General features: G+C 72.8%; 13 protein-coding genes. 9 read left to right on the top strand and 4 right to left on the bottom strand.

Annotated features, from left to right (window positions below; genetic code table 11):
• Positions 1-884: hypothetical protein (locus ACWJ6R_RS18045; RefSeq protein ID WP_449063336.1), on the bottom strand; the 884-nt coding region annotated here is incomplete at its 3' end.
• Positions 885-917: 33 nt separating this feature from the next.
• Here ACWJ6R_RS18045 and ACWJ6R_RS18050 point away from each other — a divergent pair.
• Positions 918-1,391 (top strand): hypothetical protein, encoded by a 474-nt coding sequence (locus tag ACWJ6R_RS18050; protein ID WP_449063337.1) that lies wholly within the window; start codon positions 918-920, stop codon positions 1,389-1,391.
• Positions 1,392-1,449: 58 nt separating this feature from the next.
• On the opposite strand, the gene ACWJ6R_RS18055 is transcribed toward ACWJ6R_RS18050, so the two are convergent.
• Complete coding sequence (locus ACWJ6R_RS18055; RefSeq protein WP_449063338.1) at positions 1,450-2,376, bottom strand: MBL fold metallo-hydrolase; 927 nt, start codon at positions 2,374-2,376, stop codon at positions 1,450-1,452.
• A 265-nt stretch (positions 2,377-2,641) separates the two neighbouring features.
• Positions 2,642-3,997, bottom strand: coding sequence for a DUF1015 family protein (locus tag ACWJ6R_RS18060; RefSeq protein WP_449063339.1), 1,356 nt, complete (start codon positions 3,995-3,997; stop codon positions 2,642-2,644).
• 89 nt (positions 3,998-4,086) lie between these two features.
• On the opposite strand from ACWJ6R_RS18060, the gene ACWJ6R_RS18065 reads away from it, so the two are divergent.
• Together ACWJ6R_RS18065 and ACWJ6R_RS18070 are read left to right on the top strand one after the other, a co-directional pair.
• Complete coding sequence (locus ACWJ6R_RS18065) at positions 4,087-4,545, top strand: tetratricopeptide repeat protein (protein ID WP_449063340.1); 459 nt, start codon at positions 4,087-4,089, stop codon at positions 4,543-4,545.
• A 61-nt stretch (positions 4,546-4,606) separates the two neighbouring features.
• Positions 4,607-5,641 carry an HAD-IIA family hydrolase gene (locus ACWJ6R_RS18070; RefSeq protein WP_449063341.1) on the top strand — a complete coding sequence of 345 codons (1,035 nt, stop codon included), beginning with the start codon at positions 4,607-4,609 and terminating at the stop codon, positions 5,639-5,641.
• Positions 5,642-5,679: 38 nt separating this feature from the next.
• On the opposite strand, the gene ACWJ6R_RS18075 is transcribed toward ACWJ6R_RS18070, so the two are convergent.
• The gene (locus ACWJ6R_RS18075; RefSeq protein ID WP_449063342.1) at positions 5,680-6,027 is read right to left on the bottom strand and encodes an SCP2 sterol-binding domain-containing protein; all 348 of its coding nucleotides are present in this window, start codon (positions 6,025-6,027) and stop codon (positions 5,680-5,682) included.
• Between the two features lie 461 nt (positions 6,028-6,488).
• On the opposite strand from ACWJ6R_RS18075, the gene ACWJ6R_RS18080 reads away from it, so the two are divergent.
• From ACWJ6R_RS18080 to ACWJ6R_RS18105, 6 genes are all read left to right on the top strand, one after another.
• The gene (locus tag ACWJ6R_RS18080; RefSeq protein ID WP_449063343.1) at positions 6,489-6,671 is read left to right on the top strand and encodes a hypothetical protein; all 183 of its coding nucleotides are present in this window, start codon (positions 6,489-6,491) and stop codon (positions 6,669-6,671) included.
• Positions 6,668-7,486, top strand: a complete 819-nt coding sequence (locus ACWJ6R_RS18085) for a TlyA family RNA methyltransferase (protein WP_449063344.1) — start codon at positions 6,668-6,670, stop codon at positions 7,484-7,486. The genes ACWJ6R_RS18080 and ACWJ6R_RS18085 overlap by 4 nt, the downstream gene beginning before the upstream one ends.
• A 38-nt stretch (positions 7,487-7,524) precedes the next feature.
• The gene (locus ACWJ6R_RS18090; RefSeq protein WP_449063348.1) at positions 7,525-8,466 is read left to right on the top strand and encodes an NAD kinase; all 942 of its coding nucleotides are present in this window, start codon (positions 7,525-7,527) and stop codon (positions 8,464-8,466) included.
• Between the two features lie 131 nt (positions 8,467-8,597).
• Entirely contained in the window at positions 8,598-10,310 is a 1,713-nt protein-coding gene (gene recN / locus ACWJ6R_RS18095) for a DNA repair protein RecN (protein ID WP_449063345.1), read from the top strand.
• A 125-nt stretch (positions 10,311-10,435) separates the two neighbouring features.
• Entirely contained in the window at positions 10,436-11,647 is a 1,212-nt protein-coding gene (gene steA, locus ACWJ6R_RS18100) for a putative cytokinetic ring protein SteA (protein WP_449063346.1), read from the top strand.
• Positions 11,644-12,681: a copper transporter gene (locus tag ACWJ6R_RS18105; protein WP_449063347.1), complete on the top strand. Its 1,038-nt coding sequence runs from the start codon at positions 11,644-11,646 to the stop codon at positions 12,679-12,681. Before steA ends, ACWJ6R_RS18105 begins: the two co-directional genes overlap by 4 nt.
• The last annotated feature ends 69 nt before the right edge of the window (positions 12,682-12,750 follow it).

Here is a 12,750-nt window from a genome sequence, read left to right on the forward strand (position 1 = left end):
TCAACCGTGATGATCGTGGTGGTCAGCGTTCGTACGGTGATCGGGATCAGGCGCGGGGTCAGTACGGTTCGCGGGACCGGGGTGATCGTCCGTCGTTCGGTCGGGATGACCGGCCGCGTGGTGGCGGGTACCGGGATCGGGACGACCGTGGTGGGGAGCGTCGTCCGTTCAACCGGGACGACCGTCCGGGCGGCCGATCGTACGGTGACCGTGACGGAGGGTTCCGCGGTGAAGGCGGCTCCCGCAGTCGCTACAGCCGTGATGAACCGGGCGGTCGCCGTAACGACGAGGCTCCGGCGCGAGAGCGTGAGGAACTGCCTCCGCTCGCTCCGGACATCACCGCGGAAGAGCTCGACAAGGAGATCCGCGAGGAGCTGCGCTCCCTTCCCCTCGATCTCGCCGATCTGATCTCCCGTCACCTGGTGGCGGCGGAGCGGGCTCTCGGAGAGGAGGACGCCGAGCAGGCGTACGAGCACACCAAGGTCGCCCGTCGCTTCGCCGCCAGGATCGGTGTGATCCGCGAGGCCGTCGGCATCGCCGCCTACCGGGCCGGGCACTTCGCGGAGGCGCTCAGCGATCTGCGTGCCGCCCGCCGGATGACGGGGTCCGAGTCGTTCTTGCCGATCATGGCGGACTGCGAGCGCGGTCTCGGGCGCCCGGAACGGGCTCTCGATCTGGCCCGGTCCAAGGAGGCCGAGCGCCTCGACCGGGTGGGGAAGATTGAAATGGCCATCGTGGAATCCGGCGCCCGCCGGGATCTCGGCCAGAAGGACGCCGCGGTCATCACCCTTCAGCGGCTGCCGGAACTGCGTGACGAGCGTCCTCAGCCGTGGTCGGCGCGACTGGCCTTCGCCTACGCCGACGCCCTGGCGGACGCGGGACACGACGGTGCGGCCACGGAGTGGTTCGGTCGTGCGTTGGCCTTCGACGAGGACGGCGAGACCGACGCGGCCGAGCGTTACGCCGAGCTCACCGGTGCCGTCATCGAGGATCTCGAAGAGGACGATGACGAGGGCTCTGCGGATTCAGAGGACGCAGGGACCGACGCGGCCGACGGCGCGTACGCCGACGAGGCCCCCGAGGACGGTACGGATACCGGGCTCGAGGGCTTCAGCGTGCTGGACGCGCAGATCGAGGATGACGACGACCTCGACGAGGACGACGAGCGGGTCATCGACGAGACCGCGGAGGAGGAGCCTCCGGCGGCCGAGGAACAGGCCCGCGAGGAGGACGTCACGGAGCAGAGAGCCGTGCAGAAGCCCGAGACCGGTGTCGGTCCGGCCTTCATCGAGCCCGACTTCGGCGACATCCTGGATGACTCCGCCGAGGCCGACGATGAGCGCGGTGACGGGCACGACACCGAAGAAAGCGCTGAGGACGGAAAGAAGTAGTCCTTGATCGGTCTTGGGGGCGGACCGTCCGGTCCGCCCCCGAGACCGATTCGGTGTCTCAGGGCTGGACCCGGTCCAGCCAGTGCATGATGCCGGCGACGTTGGAAGGGGCTCCGCTGAGCAGTTCGAACTGTTCGGCGGTCGCGTCGTCGCTCTTGAGGGCCGCGTAGCGCTCCTGTGTGCGTTCCCTGACCATGGCCACCGCATGGTCCAGGTCCATGCCCTCCGAGCGGGCCTGCCGGGTCAGATCGACCCAGATCCGCAGTTCCTCCGCCGAGCGCCCGAGGGTCCCCGCCACGTCGGTGACCGGTCCGTAGTGGCTGAAGAGCAGGCGCTGCGGGCGGAGGTCCTCGAACAGCGCGATGGAGTCCAAGGCGGTCTGCAGGTCGAAGTCCGGGGGCGGGGTCGCGGGGCGCAGGTCGCCCGTCTGGGGGAGGTAGACGCCTGCGGCGTCTCCGACGTAGAGGTCTCCGGTGCTGGAGTCGATCAGTCCCACATGGTGCTTGGCGTGACCTGGGGAGTAATGGCTGTTCAGCATCCGTCCGTTGCCGAGGTCGACGGCTCCGCTGTCGCCGAGCGCACGGATCCGGGAATCGTCCGTGGCGGACAGTTCGCCGAACAGGACGTCGAGTTTGTCGCCCCAGACCATCCGGGCGCTCGCCATGAGCCGTGACGGGTCGGCGAGGTGCCGGGCGCCTTTCTCATGCACCACGATCTCCGCCTCGGGGTAGAACCCGGCGATGTCCCCGACTCCGCCGGCGTGGTCGAGGTGGATGTGCGTGACGACGACCGTCGCGAGATCACGAGGTCCGACCCCCAGTGAGGCCAGTGCGTCCCTGACCACCGGGGCGGAAGTGGAGGTGCCCGTCTCCACGAGGCAGGGACGATCCCCCAGGATCAGGTAGCCCGCCGTTATACCGGAGTACCCGGCCATTCTCGTATCGATCTCGTAGACGTCTCCGCCAAGATCGGTGATGTTGTCCACAGGCCACCTCGGAACTGGAATCGGCATCCCCGGAATGACGTTCGAATCATTCCGGCACAGCCTCATCTTGACCTGCTCCCCGCCCTGAAGGAACGGGGATTCCCGTGCCGCTCACGCGGCGGTTCGCGGCGTGCCATGAACCACGGAACGGGTGCTTGACGCTTCACCGACCCGGGCGACCCCGAGCCTCCGCATCCTGAGACGACCGGCCCGACGCGCCGGCCGTCAGGGATCTGATCACCGGCGTTCCGATCCCGTGCTCCTCCTACCGGGCCGGGGCCGGGCCAGCCGACGGGGACCCGCTCTCTCCGGAAGGCCGGGTTCCCCGTTCGGGATGTTCGGTGAGCAGTCGCAGGATCAGGCCGGTGCGGGGTTTGGGGCCGAAGGAGGTGGACTTGCGCGGGACCCGCTCGCCCTGCGCGGCGACGGCGAGCACGTCGTCGACCGCGAGGGGGTTCAGCAGCACGGCGGTCCCCCCGCTGTCACGGGCGAGCCGTACCGCGGCCTCGGGATCGTGGTGCACGATGCGCACCGAGTGCTCGTCGTCCCGCATCCCCCAGACCTTCGGCAACAGGAACTCCGCGAGGATCGAGGTGTTCAGCGCGCGCCACCGGGCGGACCGGTCCGCGGGCATGGCGTGCTCGAGCTGGCAGGGGTCGGGATCGCTGAGCAGGTGCGCGGGGCCCCCATCGGACAGCAGGAACGCGGGACCGGTGGTCTCTTCCAGCGCGGCGAGGCCCTTGGCCAGGTCGGGGTGCTCGTGCACCTGCCAGGCGCCCCTCGCCCGGGCCACGGCCTCGTCGAGCGGCAGATCCGGGATGACCCGGTGGATGGCCTTCAGATCCGGCGGGTAGGCCTCGACGTCCACCAGAAGGGCCAGGCCGAAGTCCCAGGGCCCGGGTCCGTCCCCCTCGGCGCGGGAGCCGGTCGTGCGGTGCTCGGCCTGCAGCGCGCGGTAGGTGGCGTAGCGGTGGTGACCGTCGGCGATGAGGGCGCTGCGGGCACGCAGGTCGGCGTCGAGTTCGGAGAGCTCGGCGAGGTCGGTCACCGCCCAGAGCCGGTGGCGCACCCCGTCCCGTGTCTCGGCTTCGGTCAGCGGCGGGCGGGTGGCGGCGACCCGGTCGACGAGACGGGTGGCGGCGCCTCCCCGGCCCTCGTAGAGCAGGAAGATGGGTTCCAGGTTGGCCTCGGTCGTGCGCATGAGGGCGAGGCGGTCGGCCACCGGGCCCGGCATGACGTCCTCATGCGGCAGGATCACCCGCCGCTCGGGGGCGGCCAGCCCCACGTCCCCGATGAGCCCTCGCTGGAGCACGCCCTTCCCCGCCTGCTCGTAGACGTACACCGCGGGCGTCCGGTCGACGACCAGCACTCCGGAGGAGAGCCAGGATCCGAGGATCTCGCGAGCCTCGGCGTAGCGGTGACGGTCGGCTCCGGGAAGGATCAACCGCACGACGTTGTTGGGATGGGAGTCGAGAAGCCCGCGCACGTCGTTCTCCGCGATGAGATCGTAAGGCGGCGAGGTCACCTCGGCCAGATCGTCGACCGCGAACCGCACGCCGTGGAACGGACGCAGCACCAGTCCGTCGGGTATCGGCAGTTCAGGATTGGCCATACGGGGCATGCTGCCATAAGGCCCGGAACGTACAGATATCGCCCTGCGGGTGCGGTGGTGCTCCCACCAGGGAAATCGGTCGGATCTGCCGTCTGTCGATGAAGGAGGCCCTGGTGATGGTCGAAGGACGTGGTCCGTCTGATTCCCCCGATTCCGGCCTCGGATCCGAGGCCGGCACGCCGGCGGGGAGCGTCTACGAGTGGTTCCAGCGCGGGATGAGGCTCCTGGCCGAGGGGAGTCCCGCGGCCGCCGCCGCGCTGCTGGAGCGCGCCGTCGACGTCGAGCCGGAGTCGCGGAGCATCCGCGAGGCGCTCGCCCGTGCCCAGTTCAACTCCAGGCGCTACGCCGAGGCCGTCGACAGCTTCCGCTGGATCGTCGACGCCAACCCGACCGAGGACTACGCCTACTTCGGGCTGGGCCTGGCCCTGTGGCGGACCGGGGACATGGAGGCGGCCCAGGAGCCGCTGGCCATCGCCGTCGCGATGCGACCCGACCAGCGTCATTATGTGTCGGCGCTGAGGAGCGTCCGCGCGACGCTGCGCGCCCGCCGGAGGTGACCGGGAGCGAACCTCCGGCAGGCGCGGCCGGGGCGGCCGGGGCGGATGGTGGAATGATCCGGTGGACTCACAGACGCTGATCGACGCCTATGACACCCTCCTGCTCGACCTGGACGGGGTCGTCTACCTCGGCCGGGGCGCCGTGCCGGGAGCTCCGGAGGCCCTCCGGCGGGCGGAGGAGCGCGGCGTACGGCTCGCCTACGTCACCAACAACGCCTCCCGGACCCCCGCCGCGATCGCCGGGCACCTGAGCGAGCTCGGCGCTCCCGCGACGCCCGGCGACGTCGTCACCTCGGCGCAGGCGGCGGCACGGCTGGTCGCCGAGCGGGTCGGCCCGGGATCGGCGGTCCTGGTGGTGGGGGGCATGGGGCTGCGCGCCGCACTGCGCGCTCATGGCCTGCGCCCGGTCAGCACCGCCCTGGAGGAGCCGGCGGCGGTGGTGCAGGGCATCGCGCCCGACCTCTCCTACGGCCTGCTGTCGGAGGGCGCTCTGGCCGTACGGCGGGGCGCCCTGTTCGTCGCCGCGAACGCGGACTCGACCATGCCGACCGGCCGGGGTGAGCTGCCCGGCAACGGCGCGATGACGAGGGTCATCGCCACCGCGACGGGGGTGGAGCCGATCGTCGCGGGGAAGCCTGAGCCGCCGCTGCACCGGGAGTCGATGATCCGGACCGGTGCGGTCCGGCCGCTGGTGGTCGGCGACCGGCTCGACACCGACATCGAGGGGGCCCGCAACGCCGGGGTGGACAGCCTGCTGGTGCTGACCGGCGTCGCGGGCCCCCTCGACCTGCTGACCGCCGGGCCCCGGCAGCGGCCCACTTACCTCGCCGCCGACCTGTCCGCGCTGCACCGGCCGTACGCCGCCCCGCGACGGGACGGCGGAGGATGGAGCTGTGCGGGCTGGACCGCACGGTGGGCCGAGGGGCGGCTCCGGCTGGAGGGCGGTGGCGAGCCGTTCGACGGACTGCGGGCGGCCTGCGCCGCCGTGTGGGAGGCCGCAGGGGACGGCCGAGCGGACGAGGACGCGGTGAAGGACGTGCTCGCCTCCCCGCTCCGGAGCGGGGCGTTCTCCGGGGAGCCCGGCCTGCGCGGGTGACCCGGAGCCGTCGTGCCGGACGGGCGCCGGGCGGGTGCTCAGAGGAGCTTGCGGAGGCGCATGAGGTCGCCGAAGCTGGCGTCGATCTTGACCCGCCCGCCGAAGACGGCGCGTCCCATGTCGAGTTCGCCGTTGACGAGCGCGACCAGGTCGTCGCTGCCGATGGTCAGCTTCACCGCGGGGGAGGCGCCGTCGGCCGGAGGGTCGTCGTCGAAGGGGCCGAGGCCGCCGTGGTGGATGCGGCCGTGGAAGGTGACCCCCAGGTCGCTGATGTGGCAGCTGATGGTGCGCTCGACCACGTGCTTCGCGCGGTCCTCCGGGGCGATCTCGTCGAACTGCTCGCCGAGCTTCCGAAGTGCCGTCCGGCACTCGTCGATGGTCGCCATCGAGTGGCGCTCCTTTCTCCTTGAGGACCGGCCCGGATCCCATTCCCTATGGACGGTAGCGTTCCACATGGACGCGGTGCGCGATCCGGTGCGGCGGGCGCGCCGGATCGCGCACCGCCCGCGCCCGGGCCGTCGCAAGACGCGGGAGCGGCCGGTGGCCTGTCGGGATGACAACGAGCGGGGCATGCGCGATAGTTCGCGGGCGGCCCGGTTCGGGGAGGACCGATCCGCTCCGCTCCGCCCGCACGGCCGGGCGGGTTCCGGGCGGGACCCGGGCGGGACCCGGGCGGGACCCGGGAGCGGGATCCGGCCCCCGGGAACTTCCCGTGACGCGGTGATCGAGGAGGTATGGTTGTGTCGATCGAACATATGATCGATGACCGGTTCGCCGGCCGGATCCCTCCGCCCCGGTGTGCCCGGAGGGGCGCCGCGGCGGCGAAGAGCACCTCCGGAGGGGGCGCATGACGGACCTGCGGGATCTCTCGGAGAAGACGGGGGACGAACGGGTGGACACCGCGCTGGGCGGTCTCGCCGTGCTCGGCGACGTGCCGGTGCCGGCGCACGTGGGCGTGTTCGAGGAGGTCCTCGCCGGGCTGGAGCGCGCGCTCGCCTCGGCGGACGAGGATCAGGACGGCCCCCGATGAGCCGGCGGGCACGTCTCGACAGCGAGCTCGTCCGCCGGAAGCTGGCCCGCTCCCGGGAGCAGGCGGCCCAGCTCATCGAGGCGGGCCGGGTCACCGTCGGAGGCCGGACGGCGGCCAAGCCCGCCACGCAGGTCGACACGGCCTCGGCGATCGTGGTCACCGAGGCGGAGGAGGGGCCCGACTACGTCTCGCGGGGCGCGCACAAGCTCGTCGGGGCGCTGGCGGCGTTCGGCCCGAAGGGGCTGGCCGTCCGGGGGCGGCGCTGCCTGGACGCCGGCGCGTCGACCGGCGGGTTCACCGACGTGCTGCTGCGCGAAGGCGCGGCGCACGTGCTCGCCGTCGACGTCGGGTACGGCCAGCTCGCCTGGTCGCTCAGGACCGACGAGCGGGTCACGGTGATGGAGCGGGTCAACGTCAGGGACCTGACGTCCGAGATGGTCGGCGAGGCCCCCACGCTGGTCGTCGGGGACCTGTCGTTCATCTCCCTACGGCTGGTGCTGCCCGCCCTGGCCGCCTGCGCCGCCCCGGAGGCGGACTTCGCGATGCTGGTCAAGCCGCAGTTCGAGGTCGGCAGGGAACGGGTCGGCGCGGGAGGCGTCGTCCGCGACCCGGTTCTGCGCGCGCAGGCCGTACGGGACGTCGCCGAGGCCGCGCGGGCGCTCGGCCTGGTCGTGCGGGGCGTCACCGCCAGCCCTCTGCCCGGCCCGTCGGGCAACGTCGAGTACGTGATCTGGCTGGGCAAGGGGGAGGGCGCTCCGCCGGTCGAGGACCTCGACGCGGAGATCGCGCGCGCGGTGGCGGAAGGCCCGCAGTGACCGCGCGACCCCACGCCGGGCCCCCGGCGGCCTCCGGGGTGGGCCCCTCGGCGGAGCCTTCCGGAGGGTGGGACGCGGCGTCGAAGCGCACCGTGCTCGTCACCGCCCATACCGGGCGGGAGGCCGCCGTCGACAGCGCCCGGATGGTGATCGGCCGGCTCGTCGAGGAGGGCCTGACCGTGCGCGTGCTCGGCGCCGAGGCGGAGGCCATCGCCTGCCCGGGGGTCGACGTGGTGCCCACCGGCCTGTCCGCGATCCAGGACGCCGAGATGATGATCGTGCTCGGCGGTGACGGCAGCCTCCTGCGGGCCGCCGAGCTGGCCCGCCCGGCAGGGGTCCCGCTGCTCGGGGTCAACCTCGGGCACGTGGGCTTCCTCGCCGAGGCCGAGGTGGAGGACCTGGCGGCGGCGGTGGACTGCGTGGTGCAGGGGCGCTACGACGTCGAGGAGCGCATGACGATCGAGGTCACCGCCCGCCTCAACGGGCAGGTGCTGGCCGACACGTGGGCGCTCAACGAGGCCACCGTGGAGAAGCGCGAGCGCATGCTCGAGGTGGTCGCAGAGATCGACGGGCGGCCGCTGTCGCGGTGGGGTTGCGACGGGGTCATCTGCGCCACGCCGACCGGTTCGACCGCGTACGCGTTCTCCGCCGGAGGGCCGGTCGTCTGGCCCGAGGTGGAGGCGCTGCTGCTGGTGCCGATCAGCGCCCACGCGCTGTTCGCCCGGCCGCTGGTGGTCTCGCCCCGCTCCGCCCTGGCGCTGGAGATCCAGCCGCAGACCGCGGGCGCGGTGCTGTGGTGCGACGGCCGCCGCCGGTTCGACCTGCCAGCCGGGGCCAGGGTCGAGGTCCGCCGGGGCGAGGTACCGGTACGGCTCGCCCGGTTGCACGGCGTGGAGGACACCGGAGCGCCGTTCACCGACCGGCTGGTGGCCAAGTTCGACCTCCCCGTCCAGGGGTGGCGCGGCCGTACGAGGCCCTAGAGTCCGTCCGCGGACCCATGTTCCGCCGCGCGGCCCGGGCGCGCGGCCGGGCGGTGGCGGGTGCGAGCGCGTAGGATCGTGCCCGCGCACCGCACTGATGTTCGGTCGATTCGATGTGACGGGAGGGACCAGTGCGACCCAGGGTCGAGGAGGTCCGCATCCAGGGGCTCGGCGTGATCGACGAGGCCGTCCTGGCGCTGTCGCCGGGGTTCACCGTGGTCACCGGTGAGACCGGTGCGGGCAAGACGATGGTGGTGACCGGTCTCGGGCTGCTGTTCGGCGGCCGGGCCGACCCCGCCCGCGTCCGTCCCGGCGCCGACAAGGCCACCGTCGAGGGCACCCTCGTGGTCGACCCGCGGGGCCGGGTGGCCCAGCAGGTCGAGGACCTCGGCGGCGTGGTCGAGGACGGCGAGCTGATCGTCTCGCGGACCGTCTCCGCCGAGGGCCGCAGCCGGGCCTGGCTGGGCGGGCGCAGTGTCCCGGTGGGCACGCTGACCTACCTGGCCGACGACCTGGTGGCCGTGCACGGCCAGATGGACCAGCAGCGGCTGCTCCAGCCGGGCCGCCAGCGCGCCGCGCTCGACCGCTACGCCGGTGACGAGCTGGTCAAGCCGTTGCGGGCCTACGAGCAGGCGTACAAACGGCACCGGGAGGTCGCCGAGCAGCTGGCCGAGCTCACCACCAGGGCCAGGGAGCGCAGCCAGGAGGCCGACCTGCTCAGGTTCGGGCTGGAGGAGGTCGAGGAGGCCGACCCCAAGCCGGGGGAGGACACGAGCCTGCTGGAGGAGGAGGAGCGGCTCTCCCACGCCGACGCGCTCAGGACCGCCGCGGAGACGGCGCACACCGCGCTGCTCGGCGATCCCATGTCCACCGAGCAGGCGGTGCAGGACGCCGCCTCGCTGGTCGGGCAGGCGCGCGCCGCGGTCGACGCGGTCCGCGACTTCGACCCGGCGCTGGCCGGCCTCGCCGACCGGCTCGCCGAGGCCGGCTACCTCATCTCCGACATCGCCACCGAGCTGGCGGGCTACGCCGAGTCGATCGAGGCCGATCCGGCGCGGCTGGCGGCCGTCCAGGAGCGCCGGGCCGTCCTCACCCACCTGGTGCGCAAGTACGGCGAGGACACCGGGGCGGTGCTCGGCTGGGCCGAGCAGGCCGCGCGCCGCCTGGCCGAGCTGGAGGGCGACGACGACCGGATCGGCGACCTCACCCGCGAGCAGGAGGAGCTCACCGGCCGCCTGACCGAGCTGGCCGCCGAGCTGACCCGGATCCGCCGGGCCGCCGCCGAGCGGTTCGGACGGGCCGTCACCGAGGAGCTCACCGCCCTGGCCATGCCGCACGCGCGCGTCGTGGTGGAGATCGGCCAGGCGGCCGGCTTCGGCCCGCAAGGGGTGGACGAGGTGGAGCTGCGCATGTCCCCGCACCCGGCGTCGCCGCCGCTGCCGCTCAACAAGGGGGCCTCGGGAGGTGAGCTGAGCCGCGTCATGCTGGCCATCGAGGTGGTGTTCGCCGGCGCCGATCCGGTGCCGACGTTCGTGTTCGACGAGGTCGACGCGGGTGTCGGCGGCAAGGCCGCGGTCGAGATCGGGCGGCGGCTCGCTCACCTCGCCCGTACCGCGCAGGTGATAGTGGTCACACATCTGCCGCAGGTCGCGGCCTTCGCCGACCAGCACCTGGTGGTGGAGAAGGCCGATGACGGCAGCGTGGTGCGCAGCGGCGTGGTGGCCCTGGACCGGGACGGCCGGATCCGTGAACTCTCCCGCATGCTGGCGGGTCTGGAGGACTCGGAGCTCGGCCGGGCGCACGCCGAGGAGCTGCTGGCCGCGGCGGCCGCGGCCAAGGAATGAGCGGCCCGGCCGCACCGTCCGCACCGTCCGAGCGGATGCGCCCGGGCGGTGGCGCACGACGCCGGGGTTGACACACGGCCCGGTACGGGGCTCTCCCGCTCTCTCACTCTGGCAGGATGGACACGATGAAGGTTCCGACTGACGGGCTGCAACGCAGGCTCACCGGATACCTCCGCCGCAGGAAGGTCACGGACCTTCCCGGGGTGACGGCAGTGGCGAGGATCGACCGGCGGACCAAGAGGCTGACAAAACGCCTCCAGGCCGGGGAGATCGCAATCATCGATCACGTGGACGTCGACCGGGTGAGCGCGGAGGCGCTTGTCGCGTGCGGTGCGTCGGGCGTGGTCAACGTCGCCGCGGGCATCAGCGGCCGCTACCCCAACATGGGGCCGCAGATCATCCTCGAGGCCGGTGTGCCGTTCGTCGACAACGCCACCCCGGAGCTGTTCGAGCGGATCAAGGACGGTGACCTGGTCCGCCTGCACGAGGGCGCGGTCTACCTCGACGACGAGATCGCGGGCAAAGGCGAGGTGCAGACGGCCGAGTCCGTCGAGGCCGCGATGGCCGAGGCGCGGGCCGGCCTGACCGTCCAGATCGAGGCGTTCGCCGCGAACACCATGGAGTACGTCCGCCGCGAGCGGGACCTGCTCATCGACGGGGTCGGCGTGCCCGACCTCCGGACCGACATGGAGGGGCGCCACGTCCTCATCGTGGTCCGCGGTTACCACTACAAGGAGGACATCGCGGCCCTGCGCCCCTACATCCGGGAGTACCGCCCCGTGATGATCGGCGTCGACGGCGGCGCCGACGCGCTGCTGGAGGCCGGCTACGTGCCCGACGTCATCGTCGGCGACTTCGACTCGGTCTCCGCCAAGGCGCTGTCGTGCGGTGCGGAGCTGGTCGTGCACGCCTACCGGGACGGCCGGGCGCCGGGCCTGGAGCGGGTCGAGCAGCTCGGGCGCGAGGCCGTGGTCTTCCCGGCGATCGGCACCAGCGAGGACATCGCGATGCTGATCGCCGACGACAAGGGCGCCGAGCTGCTCGTCGCCGTCGGCACGCACTGGACGCTGGAGGAGTTCCTGGACAAGGGACGATCCGGTATGGCCAGCACCTTCCTCACCCGGTTGCGGGTGGGCAGCAAGCTCATCGACGCGAAGGGCGTCAGCCGGCTCTACCGCAGCCGGATCTCCACTCCGTCCCTGCTCCTGCTCGTCGCCACCACGCTGATCACCATGGGGGTCGCGATCTTCGTCTCCCCGGTGGGCAAGATCTGGATCGACAGCCTCCGCGACGTCTGGAGCAGCTTCACCTTCTGGCTGGTCGGACTCTTCTCGTGATCGATTTCCGCTATCACCTCGTCTCCATCGTCGCGATCTTCCTCGCGCTCTCGGTCGGCATCGTGCTGGGCACCACCCTGCTGGAGGAGCCGGCCATCAAGACCGCCGAGACCCTCGCCGACCAGCTCAGCAAGGGCAACACCGAACTCCGCGACCAGCTGGACGTCCTGCGCAAGCGCGAGGCCGGAAACGACGCCTTCGCCGCCGCCCGCACCCCCGAGCTGGTCCGAGGAGGGCTGGCCGGGCAGAGCGTCGTGATCGTCGAGGCCCCCGGCGCCACCGCGGCCGTCCGCGACGCGGTGCAGCAGGCGATCTCCGACGCCGGGGCGACGGTGACCGGCCGGGTCACCCTCACCGAGAAGTACGTCGACGCCGAGCAGTCGGGCTTCGTCGACCGGCTCGCCCTCGCGGTCAAGCCCGCGAGCGTGGTCTTCCCCGCCGAGGACACGCCGTACGACAAGGCCGCGGCGGTGCTGGCCAGCGCGATCGTGACCGCCGACCCCACCCAGACGGGCAAGGAGAACCCGGAGGCGGGCGGGATCCTCGACGCCTTCGAGCGCGCGGGGCTGCTCAGCGTCACCGGGACGGCCGCCACGCCCGCGGCCGACGGCAGGGAGGCCTCCGCGGCGCCGGAGGGGCGGCTCTTCCTGGCGGGCGCGGCGGTGCTGATCGCACCCGCGGAGCCGTACGCCGGGGAGAACGCGGCCGCGCAGGCGGACGCGATCGCGGCGACGGCGCTCGGCCTGGACGAGGGCTCCCGGGGGAGCGTGCTGACCGGCACCGAGGCCGCCACCGCGGCCGGCGGGGCCCTGGCCGCGCTGCGCGAGAACGCCGCGGCCGCGGAGAAGGTCTCCAGCGTGGACACCGCCGATATGCCCGCGGGCCGGGTCGTGGTGGTCTACGCTCTGCGGGAGCAACTGGCCGGCGGCGTCGGCCAGTACGGCATCGGCACCGGCGCCTCGGCCTTCGAGCCCACCGCGCCGACCCCGGCGCCGTCGGTCTCCCCGCCCCCCACCGCCGATTCCGGAGGATGATCCGATGGCTCGTCGCGCTCTTCTCGGAGCCCTCGCCGGTGCCGTGCTCGGCGCCGCGGCGGCCGGCCG

The sequence above is a fragment of the Planomonospora algeriensis genome, from assembly GCF_977012225.1.

What these genes read in the sequence shown, in the direction of transcription:
- ACWJ6R_RS18060 (WP_449063339.1), bottom strand. Translation starts at nt 3,997, where the DNA reads ATGCCCCGTATGGCCAATCCTGAACTGCCGATACCCGACGGACTGGTG.
- ACWJ6R_RS18065 (WP_449063340.1), top strand. Translation starts at nt 4,087, where the DNA reads ATGAAGGAGGCCCTGGTGATGGTCGAAGGACGTGGTCCGTCTGATTCC.
- ACWJ6R_RS18075 (WP_449063342.1), bottom strand. Translation starts at nt 6,027, where the DNA reads ATGGCGACCATCGACGAGTGCCGGACGGCACTTCGGAAGCTCGGCGAG.
- ACWJ6R_RS18080 (WP_449063343.1), top strand. Translation starts at nt 6,489, where the DNA reads ATGACGGACCTGCGGGATCTCTCGGAGAAGACGGGGGACGAACGGGTG.
- ACWJ6R_RS18085 (WP_449063344.1), top strand. Translation starts at nt 6,668, where the DNA reads ATGAGCCGGCGGGCACGTCTCGACAGCGAGCTCGTCCGCCGGAAGCTG.
- steA (WP_449063346.1), top strand. Translation starts at nt 10,436, where the DNA reads ATGAAGGTTCCGACTGACGGGCTGCAACGCAGGCTCACCGGATACCTC.